Annotated in this window: 18 protein-coding genes and 2 tRNA genes; 8 read left to right on the forward strand and 12 right to left on the reverse strand. The window is 62.6% G+C overall.

The window, feature by feature from the left end:
- Positions 1 to 67 precede the first annotated feature (67 nt).
- Positions 68 to 1,693 carry an exopolyphosphatase gene (ppx, locus tag KHO30_RS21975; RefSeq protein WP_093640350.1) on the forward strand — a complete coding sequence of 542 codons (1,626 nt, stop codon included), beginning with the start codon at positions 68 to 70 and terminating at the stop codon, positions 1,691 to 1,693.
- Positions 1,694 to 1,818: 125 nt separating this feature from the next.
- On the opposite strand, the gene KHO30_RS21980 is transcribed toward ppx, so the two are convergent.
- From KHO30_RS21980 to KHO30_RS21995, 4 genes are all read right to left on the reverse strand, one after another.
- The gene (locus KHO30_RS21980) at positions 1,819 to 2,631 is read right to left on the reverse strand and encodes a GNAT family N-acetyltransferase (RefSeq protein ID WP_054036277.1); all 813 of its coding nucleotides are present in this window, start codon (positions 2,629 to 2,631) and stop codon (positions 1,819 to 1,821) included.
- 226 nt (positions 2,632 to 2,857) lie between these two features.
- Positions 2,858 to 3,316, reverse strand: a complete 459-nt coding sequence (gene sixA / locus KHO30_RS21985) for a phosphohistidine phosphatase SixA (protein WP_200618402.1) — start codon at positions 3,314 to 3,316, stop codon at positions 2,858 to 2,860.
- Positions 3,317 to 3,507: 191 nt separating this feature from the next.
- Positions 3,508 to 3,584 (reverse strand) — tRNA-Pro (locus KHO30_RS21990).
- A gap of 97 nt (positions 3,585 to 3,681) precedes the next feature.
- The gene (locus tag KHO30_RS21995) at positions 3,682 to 3,855 is read right to left on the reverse strand and encodes a hypothetical protein (RefSeq protein WP_166618274.1); all 174 of its coding nucleotides are present in this window, start codon (positions 3,853 to 3,855) and stop codon (positions 3,682 to 3,684) included.
- Positions 3,856 to 4,018: 163 nt separating this feature from the next.
- On the opposite strand from KHO30_RS21995, the gene KHO30_RS22000 reads away from it, so the two are divergent.
- Positions 4,019 to 4,180: a hypothetical protein gene (locus KHO30_RS22000; protein WP_166618273.1), complete on the forward strand. Its 162-nt coding sequence runs from the start codon at positions 4,019 to 4,021 to the stop codon at positions 4,178 to 4,180.
- A 174-nt stretch (positions 4,181 to 4,354) separates the two neighbouring features.
- Here the strand turns inward: KHO30_RS22000 and KHO30_RS22005 are convergent, their stop codons facing one another.
- Positions 4,355 to 5,647, reverse strand: a complete 1,293-nt coding sequence (locus KHO30_RS22005; protein WP_244864106.1) for an MATE family efflux transporter — start codon at positions 5,645 to 5,647, stop codon at positions 4,355 to 4,357.
- Between the two features lie 92 nt (positions 5,648 to 5,739).
- A complete protein-coding gene (locus KHO30_RS22010; protein ID WP_093640308.1) occupies positions 5,740 to 6,048 on the reverse strand; it encodes a DUF2288 domain-containing protein in 309 nt (102 codons plus the stop codon).
- Positions 6,049 to 6,159: 111 nt separating this feature from the next.
- Between KHO30_RS22010 and KHO30_RS22015 the strand changes: the two genes are divergently transcribed.
- Positions 6,160 to 6,888: a pentapeptide repeat-containing protein gene (locus tag KHO30_RS22015; RefSeq protein WP_200652464.1), complete on the forward strand. Its 729-nt coding sequence runs from the start codon at positions 6,160 to 6,162 to the stop codon at positions 6,886 to 6,888.
- A 743-nt stretch (positions 6,889 to 7,631) separates the two neighbouring features.
- On the opposite strand, the gene KHO30_RS22020 is transcribed toward KHO30_RS22015, so the two are convergent.
- The 3 genes from KHO30_RS22020 to KHO30_RS22030 all read right to left on the reverse strand — a co-directional run bounded on the left by KHO30_RS22020 (position 7,632) and on the right by KHO30_RS22030 (position 9,903).
- Positions 7,632 to 7,958 carry a hypothetical protein gene (locus KHO30_RS22020; protein WP_093640302.1) on the reverse strand — a complete coding sequence of 109 codons (327 nt, stop codon included), beginning with the start codon at positions 7,956 to 7,958 and terminating at the stop codon, positions 7,632 to 7,634.
- A 127-nt stretch (positions 7,959 to 8,085) separates the two neighbouring features.
- Positions 8,086 to 8,811, reverse strand: coding sequence for a peptidoglycan DD-metalloendopeptidase family protein (locus KHO30_RS22025; RefSeq protein ID WP_211702283.1), 726 nt, complete (start codon positions 8,809 to 8,811; stop codon positions 8,086 to 8,088).
- 183 nt (positions 8,812 to 8,994) lie between these two features.
- Positions 8,995 to 9,903, reverse strand: coding sequence for an aldose epimerase family protein (locus KHO30_RS22030; protein ID WP_211702285.1), 909 nt, complete (start codon positions 9,901 to 9,903; stop codon positions 8,995 to 8,997).
- 658 nt (positions 9,904 to 10,561) lie between these two features.
- On the opposite strand from KHO30_RS22030, the gene KHO30_RS22035 reads away from it, so the two are divergent.
- Both KHO30_RS22035 and KHO30_RS22040 read left to right on the forward strand, forming a co-directional pair.
- Positions 10,562 to 11,392, forward strand: a complete 831-nt coding sequence (locus tag KHO30_RS22035; protein ID WP_093640294.1) for an undecaprenyl-diphosphate phosphatase — start codon at positions 10,562 to 10,564, stop codon at positions 11,390 to 11,392.
- Positions 11,393 to 11,703: 311 nt separating this feature from the next.
- Positions 11,704 to 11,777: transfer RNA gene (locus tag KHO30_RS22040), tRNA-Arg, on the forward strand.
- Between the two features lie 58 nt (positions 11,778 to 11,835).
- Here the strand turns inward: KHO30_RS22040 and KHO30_RS22045 are convergent.
- Positions 11,836 to 12,219 carry a DUF427 domain-containing protein gene (locus KHO30_RS22045; RefSeq protein ID WP_093640291.1) on the reverse strand — a complete coding sequence of 128 codons (384 nt, stop codon included), beginning with the start codon at positions 12,217 to 12,219 and terminating at the stop codon, positions 11,836 to 11,838.
- Positions 12,220 to 12,463: 244 nt separating this feature from the next.
- On the reverse strand, positions 12,464 to 14,044 hold the full coding sequence (locus KHO30_RS22050) for an acid phosphatase (RefSeq protein WP_211702287.1): 1,581 nt from the start codon (positions 14,042 to 14,044) through the stop codon (positions 12,464 to 12,466).
- Between the two features lie 215 nt (positions 14,045 to 14,259).
- Here KHO30_RS22050 and KHO30_RS22055 point away from each other — a divergent pair, with 215 nt between their 5' ends.
- A complete protein-coding gene (locus KHO30_RS22055; protein WP_211702289.1) occupies positions 14,260 to 15,681 on the forward strand; it encodes a cytochrome-c peroxidase in 1,422 nt (473 codons plus the stop codon).
- Positions 15,682 to 15,736: 55 nt separating this feature from the next.
- Here KHO30_RS22055 and KHO30_RS22060 read toward each other — a convergent pair whose 3' ends face one another.
- Entirely contained in the window at positions 15,737 to 15,976 is a 240-nt protein-coding gene (locus KHO30_RS22060) for a hypothetical protein (protein WP_093640283.1), read from the reverse strand.
- A gap of 282 nt (positions 15,977 to 16,258) precedes the next feature.
- Between KHO30_RS22060 and KHO30_RS22065 the strand changes: the two genes are divergently transcribed.
- Positions 16,259 to 16,648 (forward strand): RT0821/Lpp0805 family surface protein, encoded by a 390-nt coding sequence (locus tag KHO30_RS22065; RefSeq protein ID WP_093640280.1) that lies wholly within the window; start codon positions 16,259 to 16,261, stop codon positions 16,646 to 16,648.
- 82 nt (positions 16,649 to 16,730) lie between these two features.
- The gene (locus tag KHO30_RS22070) at positions 16,731 to 17,180 is read left to right on the forward strand and encodes an NUDIX hydrolase (RefSeq protein WP_211702291.1); all 450 of its coding nucleotides are present in this window, start codon (positions 16,731 to 16,733) and stop codon (positions 17,178 to 17,180) included.
- Positions 17,181 to 17,233 lie beyond the last annotated feature (53 nt).

Consider the following 17,233-nt stretch of genomic DNA (forward strand, 5'->3'; position numbering starts at 1 on the left):
GTGTGTGTGGGACCATAGGGCACCCCCATTACTGCGAGGCGACATCGTGAGGTCCGGTACGCTTAGAATGGCGTCTTTGAACAGCGCGGCCGGCCACAAGGCGCCCAAGGCATCGGGTGGGCATCCGGCACCTTTCGCATCCACCGCCGCCGCGCTCGCGCGCATGGAGTCCGCTTACTCGATGGTCACTACTCCACAACTCCTCGCTGCAGTCGATCTCGGCTCGAACAGCTTCCGCCTGATCGTGGGCCGGGTCGAGGAAACCGACGCGGGCAGCCAGATTTATCAGGTCGACGCCTTGCGCGAGCCGGTGCGCCTTGCGGCCGGCCTGTCGCGCGACAAGATGCTCGACCGCGCCTCGCAAGTGCGCGGCTGGGACGCGCTCAAGCGCTTCGGCGAACGCCTGCGCGACTTTCATCCCGATCATGTTCGCGCCGTCGCCACCAATACGTTGCGCATCGCCAAGAACGCGGGCGAGTTTCTCGGCGAAGCGCAAGCCGCGCTGGGTTTTCCTATCGAAGTGATCGCCGGGCGTGAAGAAGCGCGCCTGATTTATGCAGGGGCTGCACACTCCGTGCCCGCGAGCGCGGGCAAGCGTCTCGTGGTGGATATCGGCGGCGGCTCGACGGAATTCATCATCGGTTCGCACTACACGCCGATCAAGATGGAGAGCCTGTATATCGGCTGCGTGAGCCACAGCCGCGCATTCTTCCCGGCGGGCAATGTCGACGAATACACGATGCGCCAGGCCGAACTCGCCGCGAGCCGTGAAATTCAGATCATTTCCGCCGAATACAAGAAAACCGGCTGGGAACAGGCGATTGGCTCGTCCGGCACCGCGCGGGCGCTCGCCGAACTCGTCGAGGCGAATGGCTTCAACGATCCGGGCGTCACGCACGGCATCTCGCGCGGTGGGCTGGAGCGCCTCAAGCGCGCGCTGATCAAGGCGGAAAACGTCAATCGTCTGAAGCTGGTCGCGTTGAAGGGCGATCGTATTCCGGTGCTGGCCGGTGGCCTGTCGATCATGATCGCGGTGTTCGACGAACTCGGCGTCGACTACGTCGATACGACAGACGGTGCGCTGCGCCTCGGCGTGCTGTACGACTTGCTGGGCCGTTCGCAACACGAGGACATGCGCACGGTGACGGTGGAAGGCTTCATGCGCCGTTACGGTGTGGACCGCGCGCAGGCCGGGCGTATCGGTGAACTCGCGGTGCGTTTTTACGACCAGTTTGCCGAACCGGATGAAGAACGCCGCGCCGAGAACCGCATGTTCCTCGGCTGGGCCGCGGCCTTGCATGAAATCGGCCTGTCGATTTCGCACAGCGCCTATCACAAGCATTCCGCCTATATCGCCAGCAACGCCGACATGCCGGGCTTTTCGCGCACCGACCAGGCGCGGCTCGCCGCGCTGGTGCTCGGCCACGCGGGGAAACTCGGCAAGCTCTCACAAACGCGCGAAGTGGAATGGCCGCTGCTGTTCTGCCTGCGGCTCGCGGCGCTGCTGTGCCGCCGGCGTGCGGATGTCGGCTTGCCGGGTATCGCGGTTGCGCAGGTCAACGGCGGCTACGAAGTGCGTTTGCCGAACGAGTGGGTGGCTAACAATCCGCTGACGGATTACAGCCTGATCCAGGAAGCCGCGGAATGGGAGAAGGTCGGCATTCCCTATCGCGTGGTTTATACGGACGATTGAGCATCATGCGCGGTAAATGAAAAAGCCCGGCGGATTAGCCGGGCTTTTTTTATGCGCTTCGGTTTTCAGTCGCTCAGCCGCCGGTTGAATCTGCCGGGCGGCTCGCGTGCGCCACTCAGTTCAATTCAGCGCGGTGTTGCGTCGCCGAGGAAGTGCCGCGCATAACGCGCGTTGATATCCGTCAGACGCAACAGCGTCAGAAAGTCGGCCGTGTTGAAGTCAGGATCCCAGGCCGGTGCGCCGCAAATCTTCGCGCCGAGGCGCAGATAGCCCTTCACCAGCGGCGGCGGTGCGACGTCGGCGCCGGTTTGCAATTCTTCCACCGGCAGCGGCGTGTGCGGGAACGCGCGATATTCCGGCGCCGTCATCGCGTTGTCGCGCAGCGAGCAGTAAAGATTCGCCGCGTAGTGGCCGCCGTCGACCATCGCGACGCTCGCGCAGCCGAGCATCGTCTCGTAGCCGTTGTGCTTCATGTACGCGGCGAGCCCTGCCCACAACGACATGATCACCGAGCCGCTGCGATAGTCAGGGTGCACGCACGAGCGGCCCACTTCGACCATCTTGGCGCGCAGGTGCGTGAGACGTGACACGTCGAATTCGCTTTCGGCATACAGGCGGCCGATACGGGCGGCCTGGTGCGGCGGCAGCGCGCGATAAGTGCCGACCACCTTCAGCGTGTCGAGATCGCGCACCAGCAGGTGATCGCAGTACGAATCGAACACATCGACGTCGAGGCCGGCCGGACCCGTCAGACGGGCGCCCATTTCATCGGCGAATACACGGTAGCGCAGACGCTGGGCTTCGCGCAGTTGCTCGTCGGTGCGTGCCCACGTCACTTGCAGGCGATGCTGGGCGGTGACTGTCTCTTCGGCGCGCGGCAGGCGGCGCGTTTCGAAGATCGAAGCCAGGGGCAGGGTGGGCGTCGGCAGTTCTCGCATGTGGCGTCCTGGTCGAAAAAAGGGAGATTTCTTTTTTCGCCAATGTAGTAACGCCTGGTGACGCTCGCATGGCAAAGCTGTGACGATTGGATGACTGCCCGTAAGCTGCGTGCGCGCGGCTTGTAATGTCGTGGGTAGGGCAGGTCATGTGTTGTTTCCGCGCGACCCGTGGGAGTGGCGGGCGCAACAGGGCCTCTTGAGTACCAGGTTGCGTGAGCTGATCGCCTCAGATCAGATCGGGGCTCATCGCCGCGCGCAGCACGGCCTGGTCGTCGCCGTCGCGCTCACGGCTTTCGATCCACCACAGGCCGGCTTTCTTCAATGGCCAACTCGCCCCGCTGTTGCCGAGCAAACGTGCCGCCACGTGGCCGAGCGTCGGTTGATGGCCGACGATCACGACAGTCGGTGCGATGCCTTTTGACCAGCCGGCGGCCTCGAGCACATCGTCTGCGCTGGCGTTAGGCGCGAGTTCGCGCACCACGCGATATTGGTCGCTCAAGGTTTCCGCGGTCTGGATGGTGCGCACCGCAGGACTCGCGAGGACCACAGCGTCTTCGGGCAGGCGGGTGCGCAGCCATTTGGCGACGTTTTGCGCCTGTTTGCGGCCCCGCGTGGTGAGTGCGCGGGCGAGATCGCTAGCGGCGAAATCTTCGGCTTCGGCGTGACGCCAGAGGATCAGATTCATGTGTGTCTCCTTGACTCTGGTTGCGGCGTGGATAACAGCGCCGGGTTTTCAATCACTGTCGCATGCGAGCTTGTGAGGGCGCAAGGCGATGGCGCGTGCCGAACGGTCACATCAGTTCGCGTGAACCTCTCGCGCCCAAAAAGCAAAAACCCGCGAAGCCGAAGGCTACGCGGGTTTCGTATTGCTTTTCGTGGTCGGAGCGAAAGGATTCGAACCTTCGACCCTCTGATCCCAAATCAGATGCGCTACCAGGCTGCGCTACGCTCCGACGAATCCGAGATTCTACGTGGCATTGGGTGCCAGAGTCAATCACGAATTGCGCCGGGGTGAAAAAAGGTGCCAGTGTGGCGCGCCGGTTTATCTGTTCAATGCCGGCGACGCATCCAGTGCGGCATGTGCTGGTGCGTGATCCAGTGATGCAGCATGCCTTCGCCGTCATGTTCGCGCCGGTAGGTTCTCGATTCGAAAATCGACAGTGCGAGCAGCACGAGCAGGCCTATTGCAAGTCCGATCAGACCTGCGATCGATTCAGCGTCCATGGCAGTCTCCTATGACACGCAGCCGTGCCTCTATAGTAGGACACGCGTAACAAAATGGCAGGGGTAGCAGGGTGACGCGGCCTGCCGCGACATCGTCGAATGTGAATTGCAGGTAGACTCTCGGCGCTTCGTTGCCGTTATTGTCATTCTGTTTCGAGAGTCTATGAACCGCGTTTTGTTGATTGTATTGATGCTGGCTGCAGGGCTCGCCGGCTGTGCCAACGATCCTTCCGGCCATCATGGCGGCCCGCCGCCGAAAGATCCTGTCGACTATCACGGTGTGCCTACCGACGACCGTCCGCCCGTCATGGCGCCCGCGCCCTGAGCGCTTTTAGGGAATGAAAGCGAAGCACCGGCGCGGGCACGTCGGCGCTTCTGACCCGCGCAGAGAATTCGCGCGAACGGCGCGGGCTGCAATCATTCTAGGGCGACGCGCACGCGTGATATGTGTGCGCTTGTTTCAAGCCGTAACGATGTGCTGCGTGTGCGGCGTTGTCGTTCAGACCGCCGCCACCGCCATGCCCCGCATGACACCCGGCAAAAAGCGCGCGAGCGTCACACCGCGCGCGGCCATGAAGATCAGCATCGCGGCCCACAAACCGTGGTTGCCGTACAGCGCCAGCAAGGCCCACGAGGCCGCCACGAACACCGCGAACGAGACCACCATCGACGTCATCAACTCATGCGTGCGCGTGGCGCCGATGAACACGCCGTCGAGCAGAAAGCCCCACACTGAAATCACCGGCAAGAGCGCGGCCCACGGCAGATAAGTTTCGGCCGTGGCGCGCACAAGGGCCTGATTGGTCAGACCTTCGATGACCCATGAGCCCGCGCCCCAGTACACCAGCGAGAAGCCCAGCGCGCCGAGCGCGGACCACAGTGCCGTCACCTTGATGGCCTGCGCGAAAGCGTGCCGGTCGCGCGCGCCGATCGCAGCGCCTACCAGCGCCTCAGCCGCGTGAGCGAAGCCGTCGAGGCCATACGCCATGAAGGTCTGAAAATTGAGCAGCAGTGCGTTGGCGGCGAGCGTGGCGTCACCTTGCTTCGCGCCGAGATGCGCGAACCAGCCGAACGACGACAGCAGACAGAGCGTGCGTACGAAGATATCGCGATTCAACACCACGAGGCGCTTGAGGGCCGCAGCGTCGAAGAGGGCCGCGCGGTTCAGCGCAGGCAAACCGCGCGGCCGGCCGTGCCACAACAACGCGGCGCCGAACAGGAAGCCGAGTGCGTCGGCAGTGGCCGTGGCCGCGCCGATGCCGGCCACGCCCCAATCGAATACGTACACGTACAACAGCACCGCCGCGATGTTCACACTGTTGATGAACACTTGCGACAGCAGCGCAAGCCGCACCTGCTGCGTACCGAGCAGCCAGCCGAGCACTACGTAGTTGCCGAGCGCGAGCGGCGCGGCCCAGATACGCGCGTGGCAGTAGATTTGCGCGTGGCGCTGCACCGCCTCACTGCCGCCGATCACGCGCAATGCGTAATCGATCAACGGCGCCTGCAGCAGAAGCACCGCAGCGCCGATCGCCGCCGCCAGCAACAATGCACGTACGACGTTATTGCGCAGCTCGGCTTGGTCTCTCGCGCCGTGCGCCTGCGCGACGAGGCCGGTGGTGCCCATGCGCAGGAAGCCGAAGCCCCAGAACACGAAGTTGAAGAACAGGCCGCCAAGCGCGACGCCGCCGAGATAGGACGCGCCGTCCAGATGACCGGCGACGGCGGTGTCGACTGCGCCGAGAATCGGCTGGGTGAGATTGGCGAGGACGATGGGAAACGCCAGCGTCATCACCCGGCGGTGCCAGTGCACCGGGACGGCGGGAGCCGTCGCGCTCGCACCGCTCCCCGAGGGGACTTCCTTCGGGGCGTGCGCGGGGTCGCTCAATTACGTTCCTGCACGCACACCCATGGCGAGACGACTACTGCCCAGAGGTCGGGATCGCGCGCGGCGAAATCGGCGGCGGTTTCCGCCTGCACGCGTTCGACGAGGCCCGAAGACAGCCATTGCGTGACCTGCGTGGTGTCGTCGCTGGCGATGGCTTCGGCGACGCTCACCAGATCGAGGTCGCGTGCGACGCGCAGCAGCATGCCGCGCGCGAAAAAACGTTCGAGTTCGGTCCAGCCGATTTTGGCGGTTTCGGCGAGCAGCTGGGCGTACAGCGGGCTATGGGTGGCGTCGTTGGAAGTCATCGTGAGCGGGTTCTGACGGGGCCGTTACTATAAACCATCGGCGCGGATCGCCAGGGCGGCGCGCGTTCCGGTACGCTTGAGGTCTTTCGGCAAAATTCATTCTGAACCTTCATGTCACTGGATTCAACGGCGCGCGCTGCGGGCGCGCAAGCTTGTGTAGTGGCGGACGCCACACTCACGCGCACCGATGTGGAGCGCCTCATTGCTGCGAGCTTGGGCGGCAATAGAGAGCCGCTCCATTTCACCGACTGCGATTTCGAAGGCGCCGATCTGTCGCGACTCGATCTGCGCGGCGCTGAGTTTCATCGCTGTACGATCGTCGAAACGTCGTTTTTCGGCGCGACGCTGTCGCACACGCGCTGGGTTCGTTGCCGCGGCCGCCAGGCGGATTTCGCGTCAGCCGATCTGGTCGATGCGGCGTTCCAGTCGAGTGATCTGAACAACACCAGCTGGCGGCGCACCAAGCTTGCCTCGGCGTCGTTCCACAGCTGCAAGCTGACGGGCGCCAATTTCGAAGCCTGTACGGCGCTCGGCTTGAGCTTTGTCGAGACCTTGCTGGTGGGTGCGCATTTGCGCGGCCTGTCGTTTCGCAAGGCCACTCTCCAGCAACTCGATTTCTCCGACGCCGATCTGGCCGGCGTCGATTTCCGCGAGGCGATCTTCGACGGCGGCAGCTTGAAGGATGCCCATCTGAAAGGCGCGCGCTTTGACGGCGCGGACCTGCGTGAGGCGGATCTGAGCGGCGTGCGGCTCGTCGATGCGGCGCTGTTCAAGGGCGCGACGATTTCGCATCAGCAGGCGGCGGTGCTCGTGACCGAGCTGGGCCTGCGAGTGATGTGATTGCGCTGCAAGCTGGCCGATTTTAGCCATTCGGCCAGCTTGAACGAATCAATGCCTGTGCTTATCATCTAATCTTTGATTCATTAACTGCAGTCGATTTTCAAGCTCGCAATTTGTCAGCGGATTTGAAGATTTTTAATGTATTCGCTATTCGCGAATTTGTTATGAAGAAACGTGATTTCTTATTCGTGCCGCTCGATAATCGCTAATGTATCTGTATGGTGCGTTGGCGCACTAAAGGTTCGCAATACATAAAGCGTCCGGATCATGCTGGGCGGGGCTGGCGGGAATCGAACAGTGGGCTTTCATCAGGCTTTTCCGGTAGTGCGCGGGTAGGTGATTGATTTATAAGGCCTGGCGAACTACGCGCACGACTTAGACTTGCCGCTTTTATGAGGTTTCATACGGGGCAGACAAGGCTATTTACCTCGCCTATTTCCGACATTTTCTCTTCACGTAATGCGGACTCCGTACGCCGCGTCACATTGCCCGCGAAATTAATAGATTGCGCTTGTAAAAGGGGGTTGTTAGATTTCCTTCTGGCGCATGGTGAACCGGTCCTTTGCCGATATGCGCCGAACCCCCGTTAGCCCGGCCTCGTGCCGGGCTTTTTTTTCTCTGGCCAATTGCGCTCGGCGGGCTGTTCGCATTCGCCGCACGCGTCAATCCGCGCTCTGGCCGCTGGCGCCGCCGCCAGATCGAGCGGCCTTAACGCCTGCGTTATTGCGTTACCGGTTTGCTTTCTACTGCTTGCAGCGAACCACCATCGACCGGTTCTTGACGTTCGCACCGAAAATTCCGCCGACCGAGCCGCCCGAGGTCGCGCCGTTGTCGACGTCCTTCGAAACGACGTCGTAGCCGTAGTTGCCGCAGACCTCACCCGCGCGTTTGTAGCACTCGGCCCAACTGGAGCTCGCGTCACTGCCGCTGCAGTTGATCGCAAAGCCCGTATCGCCGCTCGGCAGGTAAGTCATGGTGGTGGTGCTGGAACAGCCGCCGAGGCTGCCGAGCGTCAGCAGGCCGAGGCCGATCGCCGCGGCCGTTGTTAAAGACGCCAGTGCGCTCTTCATTGCAGATTCCTTACAGATAACAGGGGAAGACGCGGCGTGTAGCCGCGTCATGCATGGGATTGGGCGTTTTATAGCACGCGCGGTTCCCTTGACTGCTGTTGCAGGGCGCGTGCCCGAAGCCGGGCGGCTAGCGCGCCGGCAGTGCCCGCGACGGGTCGATCGAGCGGCCCTGATAGCGCAGTTCGAAGTGCAGCATGACACGGTCGGTGTCGGTGTCGCCCATTTCGGCGATCTTATCGCCGCGGGCGACCGACTGGCCTTCCTTCACCAGCAGCACGCGGTTGTGCGCGTAGGCCGTCAGATAGTCGGCGTTGTGTTTGAGGATCAGCAGGTTGCCGTAACCGCGCAAGCCGTTACCCGCATAGACCACCGTGCCGGATGCCGCGGCAACCACCGGGGTGCCCGCCGCCGCCGAAATATCGATGCCCTTCGAATTGGAGCCGTCGAAGCGCCGGATCACCGTGCCGTCAGCGGGCCAAATCAGCGAGATCGACGGAGCCGGTGCCGACGACGGCGCGCTATCGGCGGGTGCCGCGCGGGGCGCCGCCGAAGCGCTCGCGCTTCCTGCACCGCTGCTACGCGTTGCACCACCCGCGGCGCCACCTGTGGACGCCACATTGCCCGGCGGCGCGACACGCAGCACCTGTCCAACCTCGATGCTGTCCGGGTTGGTCAGGTTGTTCCAGCGCACGATGTTTTGCACCGGTTGCCGGCTGCTGCGGGCGATCTTCGACAGCGTATCGCCCCGTTCGACGCGGTAAAAGCCTGGCCCCACCGGAGCGGACCCGCAGGCGGCAAGCACCGCCAGCAAAGACACGCAGGCGAGCCGTTTCATTCTTGTTGTGTTAAGCATTGGACCTCGCAAAGCGCTGCCACGCGCCGATCCCGATCACGCGGCAGGTAGATGCAAAGCGTCCGATTCTAACGGTTTTGCGCTGCAGCATCCGAAAAACGGATGTCGAGGCGGGCGCACAAGGCGGGAACGCGGCGAAAAGCCGCGTAACCCGTTACGTCGCGAAGAGGGGAAAACCTGCCCTCAGCGCAGCTTGCTGACGTTGATACGCAGTGTGGCCGTCTCGGTTTGTCCCGGTTCGAGCCAGCGCAGTCCCAGGCCGTTGTGGATCGCATCCGGCAGACCCAACCACGGCTCGACGCAGTAGAAGTCCGACTCAGCGGCTTCGGTCCATGTCGTGACCGCGTACCAGGGCACCGAATCCGGCCGTTGCAGATCGATCGTGATGACCCGGTTCAGTCCGGGCGCGACGAGCCGCACCGGTTGGTCCGGCACACCGACGAGGCAATGGAAGCGGTCGAGAATGCGCGCCTCGTCGAGCGTGTAGCGGGCCGCGCCCGGCTCGGTTGCGCTGATCGAGCCGTCGCTCTGCTGGTAGCACCGTTCGGTGGGCGGCAGTTCCAGCGAGGTCTCGGCGCGCTGCGTGTGCGGCAGCGTGAAATAGAAGTGATGACCGGCGTAGTAGGGCAGCCGCGTGTCGCCAGTATTGGCGGTGCTCAGCATGACTTCCAGCGTATGCGTATCGACGAGCCGGTATGTCGCTTCGAAACGGAAGCCGAACGGGTAGCCGCTACGCGTCGCGTCGCTGTCGGCGAGGGTCATGCGCAAACCGGCGCCGTTTACGTCGGCGTGGGCTTCGAAGGGCAGGTCGCGTGCGAAACCGTGCATCGGCAATTCGCGCACCGTGCCTTCTGCGTCACGCCAGAAGCCGATCTTGCCGTCGACGCGATGCCGGCCCAGAAACGGAAACAGCAACGGGTTGCCGCCGCGAATCCTGGCAGGCTGGCTCCAGTCGGCGTTCTCCGGCCAATGAATGACCTCCTCGCCGTCGATGATCCACGACAAAAGACGGCCACCGGCTTGCGGCGAGAAACGGAGCACGGAGGCGTCCTGGGCGATCTCGAGAATGTCCTGTTGCGGGGAGAGGGGCATGGTCGATGGGCTGGTTGAGAAAAGGTTAGGTGACGTTCAAACGTGGATTGAGCGCGGCTCGAAGGCGGGTTGTGAACGTTCGAATGGCGCTGCATAACAGCTCGCGAAGCAACGATTTTGCGCTGCTTTGCGCTACGGGGAAACCCTTCTCGGGAAATTGCGGGTGGCCGGGAAGCACTATCCTTGTCGATAATCCACTGACTGCCCGGTCCCTTCAACGACCGGGAGAGATCGGCTCAGGAGGCTTTATGGATCTCGCAATGGCAATGGGTGTGGCGCTGTTCGGCATGTTCGCGGCAAGCACGGTCTACTTTTTCTACAAGCTCGAGCGCTAGTCCAGCCATCTGCTTCGCCTTCTGCCGGGCCGTCAATGCGGGCCTGGTAACGGGTCTAGTACCACGGACCTGGCGCAACTCTCGCGCATCAGTACATTGAATTTCTCATGAACGCAGGGCGGCCACCGGCGGCGCTCTGTTTCTTTTGCTGCGACGTAACAACCGTTTCCAGTTGTGACGCAGCGCATCAATATTTCCCCGAATGCGGTTCAAACGCTTGGCGCTGACTTTGCAGCCAGGCATAATCGGTGCGCTTTTGACGCGTCGTCGATTTCCTTGTGCGGCGCGCTGTTCCCCGACATTTTCCTTACAAGGACCGCCGCGTGAACCTGTCGTTTCTGATTTTCCTGAGCGTGCTGCAAGGCGTCACCGAACTGTTCCCGGTCAGCAGCCTCGGCCACACCTTGCTCGTGCCTGGCCTGTTCGGCATGCATATCGACAAGCACGCGCCGCAGCTGCTGCCGTTCCTCGTCGCGTTGCACCTCGGTACGGCGTTCGCGCTGCTGTGGTACTTCCGCAAGCGCTGGTGCGCGCTGGTGCGTGGCTTCTTCGCTTCGTTCGGCGGCCGTCGCAACGACGACGCGCACATGATGTGGGCGCTCATCATCGGCACGATTCCGGCGGGCCTCGTCGGGCTGATCCTTGAGAAACGTCTCGAACTGATTTTTCACGATCTGCGCATTGTCGCAGCCGCCCTGATCGTAAACGGCGTGCTGCTGTGGTTTGGCGATCGCCTGCAACGTTCACGCGCGCATCTGGCGCCGGAGAAGCTGACCTTCCGTCAGGCGTTTTTCGTGGGTCTCGCGCAGATCGGCGCGTTGATTCCGGGCTTCTCGCGCAGCGGTCTGACGATGATCGCCGGCAATGCGGCCGGCCTGACGACCGAGAAGGCCGCCGAGTTCTCGTTCCTGCTCGGCACGCCGATCATCTTCGCTGCCGGCGTGCTCGAATTGCCGAAACTGTTTCATGCTCCGGACCAGCTCGCCGATGCCTTGCTCGGCGGCGTGCTGACCGCAATTGCCGCGTATCTCAGCGTGCGTTTCCTGATGCGTTATTTCGAAGGCCGCGGACGTCTGGCTTCGTTCGGCGTGTACTGCGTGATCGCCGGGATCGTGTTCCTCGGCTGGTTCATGCTGCATCCGCAGCCGGTCTGATTGCGCTCGGAATGCCCGCTACAGCCCGCCACGTGCTGGCGCGCGACTGGCGGGTAAGAAGCGATCGGTTATAATCCGGGCCCGGCTCAACGAGTCGGGCCCGTTTGTTTTGTGATGCGGCGTGGTGATTGCCGATCAGGGTTGCCGTGTGCCGGATCGGATTTCCACAGTCCCCGGCCCGGTCAGTTAGAATTTCGGTATCCCATGAACCCTGTGGCGGTCATACAGCACAGGTTCCAATGCCCTCTACGGGTTCTCATTGCGGGCGATGCAGGTTGGTCACGTTTGTGTTTGCATCGCCTCACGTCAATACGGCAGTAGCTCAGCTGGATAGAGCATCGGCCTTCTAAGCCGAGGGTGGGGGGTTCGAGTCCCTCCTGCCGTACTTCAAAAGCCTTGCGCCGCGCATCGAAGCCTCACCGCTGCGATGCGCGCGAGGCCGTTTACTCCGCCGGTTGCACGTCGATGGAATCGACCCGGTTCGGATAGAACGCCAGATGCTGGGCGATCTCTTTCACGGGCGCGTAGGGCGACTCGTAGGTCCAGACCGCATTCACTGCCCGCTCGCCGCCAAGCGGAATGCTGTAGTACGCGCAATCGCCTTTGTATGGGCAATACGTTGCGTGATCGGTACGTTCCAGCAGCGTCATCTCGACGTCATTGCGCGGGATGTAATACACCGGCGGATACGCCGCCTCGCGCAGCACGAGTGCATTGCGCGTGTCCGCGATCACGCGGCCGGCGACCGTCACCACCACGTGGGCTTTGTCCGGCTCGATCGTAATCGGATGATCGGGGCCGGGTACCTTGATGATTTTTTCCGTCATGCTGTCGAACTCCTGAATAGGTGGGCAAGCCTGCAACACGTTGCTATGGGTTTCGAGCCGCCATCGGCGGGAATGATCGAGTCCTGCGTCGAAGCATACGCCGGTCGTGCAAACGCGTTGTGTCGCTGTTTGCGTCGATAACGAGTCGCGCGCGCCGTGGGGTGATCCGTGCGACGAACACAAAAAAGGGCAGCCGAAGCTGCCCCGTCAAGATTCCACCGTCAGGCGGGTCGTTGCTAACGGATTACTGCCTGACGTTCAGTGCGGCCGTCAGGTCGCCCATCGGCTTGCTGCCGTTGCTGACCAGCGCGGCATCGCGCGTCGAGATGCCCGGCAGCGTCGGCAGCGAGTAACGGCGCGTGATGAAACGCAGGATCGACGTCGTGTCGTACTGCGTGTGATCGACGAAACCCTTCTTTGCGAACGGCGAAATGATCAGCGCCGGAATCCGCGTGCCCGGACCCCAACGGTCGGCCTTCGGCGGCGCGACGTGGTCCCAGAAGCCGCCGTTTTCGTCGTAGGTCACGACCACCAGCATGTTGTTCCACTGCGGGCTTTTCTGCAGATGCGAGATCACGTCGGCGATATGCTGGTCGCCTGAGGCGACGTCGGTGTAACCCGCGTGCTCGTTCAGGTTGCCCTGCGGCTTGTAGAACGACACTTGCGGCAGCGTGCCGGCGTCGATCGCTTTGATGAACTCGGAGCCTGCCAGGCCGCCGTCGAGCAAATGCTGCGAACGGTTCGCGGAACCCGGTGCGAGATCGGCGAAGTAGTTGAACGGCTGGTGATGCGGCTGGAAATTCGGCGCCGTCAGGTTCGCGCCGTAGATCACATTCGTCGCGCCGGTTTGCGCCGCCGAGACCGCCGCACCCCACGCACCGCCGTACCACGCCCACGACACCTTCGCGTTGTTCAGCAGATCGCCGATGTGCTGCTGCGTTTGCGCCGGCAACGTGGTGGCCGAAGTCGGGTCGGCCAGGTTGGCGTCGCCGCCCGAAGCCGCCTTGTTGCCGCTCGGCTGATACGGCGGCTGCATCGTGTTGATCGCGTAGAAGTCAGGCGTCAGGTTGCCTGACAGCACGAATTTCGGCGGGCCGCTCAGCGCCGAAGCCGGCGAGTTGGTCGCGAGCTTCAGCGTGACGCCGTCGCTTTCGACCGACGAGATCGAGGCGGCTGCCGGGCTCTTGTCCGCATTCGGATAAGCAGGCGTGCATGAGCAGATCAGCCACTGGTGATTCAGGAACGAACCGCCGAACGCGCCCATGAAGAAGTTGTCGGCCAGCGTGTATTGCTGGGCGATTTTCCACAACGGCAGCTTGTCCGCGTTGAGCGTGTAGTGACCCATGACGAGGCCGCCGGAATCCGCCCACGCGGCGAACTTGTCGTTCTTGCCGCCATTGATCTGCATCTGGTTTTCATAGAAGCGGTGATACAGATCGCGCGTCGTGGCGGTGATCGGCGTGTTGAAACCATTCGGGTCGTCGATGGCGAACGGGCTGTTCGGCAGGTTGGCCGTCATCGCTTGCGTTACGACCGGCGTCACGCCGGTTTGGGTCAGACCGTTCCACACTTGCGGCAGCGTCGCGAGCGCCGTACCGTTGCGGTCCAACTGTGTGGCGCTCGCCGCCGTCACGTTCTGCAGACCGTTGGCGCCGGGGAAGTTGCCGTACAGATTGTCGAAGCTGCGATTCTCCGCGTAGATCACCACGACCGTCTTGATCGACGTGATGTCCGGTGGCGCGGTGACATTGTCGCCGCCGCACGCATACAGACTCAACGCTGCCGCGATCGCGATAGGCGCCGCGCAGATCAGTTTCTTGTTCATTTGGTATGTGTTCTCTCTCTCGCGTTGGGGACGGGCCGCGTGCATTGCTTACACGGATGGCCGCGAGCGAAAGTTTGAACAAGGAATTTGACAGAAACATGTAACTAATTACGAATAGCTTGGGTTTCGATATTTTCGTCGGCTGTATGTCATTTAAACGACATGTCGATGAAATACGCTCGCGGACTTCAATATCGCAAACTCACATCATTCATATGCGGCCTGGTCTCGCGGGGATTCGAAAAACGACGGTTCGGCCGCAGGCATGGCGGCGCGTGGGGACGCTGGGCATTGGCGCGGTGCTGGCGATGGCGCTCGCGGCCATGACCGTGACGCTGGCCGCGTGTGATGCAGGCTCGCAGACAGCGGGAGCCAAGGCCGAAATTGGGACCCAGGCGAGTGCGTCGCCGGCGTCCACGTCCACGTCTACGCCGGCCTCTGCCGTCAAGGTGGCGGCCCATGAAGCCGGTCAGACCCGCGCGCAAGTCTACGAATCCGTGCGGCAGATGACGGCCCTCGGCAAGCAACTGTTCTTCGACGCGTCGCTATCCGGCTCGGGCAAGCTGGCCTGCGCGTCGTGCCACAGCCCCGATCACGGCTTTTCGCCGGCGAATTCGCTGTCGGTACAACTGGGCGGCAACGATATGCACCGCACCGGCATGCGCGCCGCGCCGACGCTCAAGTACCTGCAGTCGGTGCCGGCGTTCGCCGAGCACTATCACGAGTCGGACGACGAAGGCGATGAGAGCGTGGATGCCGGGCCGACCGGCGGCTTGACGTGGGACGGGCGGGTCGACCGCGGCTCGGACCAGGCGCGTATTCCGCTGCTGTCGTCGTTCGAAATGGGCAGCACACCGGCGAAGGTCACGGCGGCGGTGAAGGCCGCGCCGTATGCGGAGGCTTTCCGCACGGCATTCGGCGCGCATATTTTCGATAGCGACGAAGCCACCTTCAACGCCGTGCTGCAAGCGCTGGAAACCTTCGAACAGGCGCCGGAGATTTTCTACCCGTACACCAGCAAGTACGACGCGTATCTGGCGGGCAAAACGCAACTGACCAAGGCCGAACTACACGGTCTGGAAGTCTTTAACGACGAAAAGAAGGGCAATTGCGCGAGCTGCCACATCAGCCAGCGCACCATGGACGGTGCGCCCCCACAGTTCAGCGACTTCGGTCTGATTGCGATCGGCGTGCCGCGCAACCGTGCGCTGCAGGTGAATCGCGATCCGCATTTCTACGACCTCGGCGCATGCGGGCCGGAGCGTACCGACCTGAAGGGCCGCGCCGAGTTCTGCGGCATCTTCCGCACGCCGACGCTGCGCAACGTCGCGTTGAAGAAGAGTTTCTTCCACAACGGCATCTATCATTCGCTGGATCAGGCAGTGCGTTTTTATGCGCAACGCGACACAAACCCGGAAAAGTTTTATCCGGTCGTGAAGGGCAAAGTGCAGAAGTTCGACGATCTGCCGCAGCGTTACTGGACCAACCTGAATACCGATCCGCCGTTCGATCGCAAGCCGGGTGACAAACCGGTGCTCGACGAGGCTGAAATCAAGGACGTGGTGGCGTTTTTGAATACGCTCACGGATGGATATAAGGCGGGAAATAAAGCGGGAAATCAAGCAGCCGCGAATTGATCGCCGGGTGATGGGCGCGTGGCCGGTTGAGCGGCATGTGCCGCCGCGGGCGGGGTCAGTAGCCTGCGCCGGCAATGATGTAATAGCAGCCGACCAGCAGAAGTGCGAACGACACGAGGAGGCAGGCAATGCCGGCGCGTGTCAGCAGATTTGGCCAGCGTGCGCGAGGGAGGCTGTCCATTCGCACGATGCGCCGCGCAAGACCCGGATCGCGGCCGATGGCGAACGGCACCAGCGCGACGCAAAAGAGCGCGAGCGCGACGGTGAAGGTTTCGAGAGCAGACGAGATGTCCATAGGGCGGCAGTGGAAGCTTGATCAGCGCTACAGCGCAACAGACCTATCTTAAGAAAACGCTCCATAAGAAGATATGAGACGCGTCCTAAAAAGTCTGAGCGGTCGTCGCGCCAGTTCGTTCCCCAGAGCAGGGAGCTGGTCGCTACACGTTGCCGTAGGCCGTTGCGACGCCGCATCCGGGCGGCTACTTCGAGGGCGACATGCTATGCTTTTGGGGTCCAGATCACGAGCTGCCGTGAGCGCGCTCGAGACCGCCGAACCACTCTTCGAGGAGAACCCTTCATGTCGATGCGACCCCGTGCCCTGTTTCACCTGACCGTCGGTGGCCTGCTGCTTGGCGGCGCCATCGGTGCGCAAGCGGCGAACCTCGGGTTTCTGAACGACACGCCGATCAGCTACATGAAGCAACGCGACGTCGACTCGATCAAGAACGCCGTGTTCGCTGCCTTGAACGACAAGCAGGACGGCGAGAGCGTGAGCTGGGTCAATGAAGGCACCGGCAATAGCGTGAAGATCGACGCAACGATCAGCATCGCCAGCACCGCGAAGGATGGCGAACGCACCTGCCGCGACGTCGGCGTCGTGCTGAATGCGAAAGGGCAGTCGATGAACCTGCGTCCGCAGTTCTGCAAACAGGGCAGCGGCAACTGGCAATTGCAGAAAAAGCACTGAGCGTGCGGGCGGGTATGACAATGCGCGCCGGCTTGCCGCCGGCGCAGCCTGAAGCCGTGCGCCCCTGCGGCGCATTGCGTCGATGAGCGCGCGGGTCGTCTCGTGCGGCATCGTGCTGCTCGACCCGGACGGCCGGGTGCTGCTCGCGCACGCCACCGAAACGTCTCACTGGGACATTCCGAAAGGGCACGGCGAAGAGGGCGAGGCGCCACACGTCACGGCGTTACGCGAGATGGTCGAGGAGACCGGTATCGTGATCGAAGCCGGCCGCCTGAAGGATCTCGGACTGTTCGTCTACCGGCGCGACAAGGATCTGCATCTGTTCGCGGCGCGTGCGACGGCCGACGAACTCGATCTGTCTTCGTGCATCTGCACGTCGCTGTTTCCGCGCCGCTCCGACGGCACGCTGATTCCCGAAATGGACGCATATCGCTGGACCGCACCGGACGAAGTCGAGCGGTATGCGAGCCGCAGTCTCACACGGCTTTTTCAGACCACGCTTTCACTCGCGGAACTGCATCGAACGCTATAGCGCGGTGGATGGGTTGTTCGGGCTGTGGCGCTGGCATTAGCCGCCACCCGTAC

The sequence above is a fragment of the Paraburkholderia aspalathi genome, from assembly GCF_905220735.1.
GTDB classification, from domain to species: domain Bacteria; phylum Pseudomonadota; class Gammaproteobacteria; order Burkholderiales; family Burkholderiaceae; genus Paraburkholderia; species Paraburkholderia aspalathi.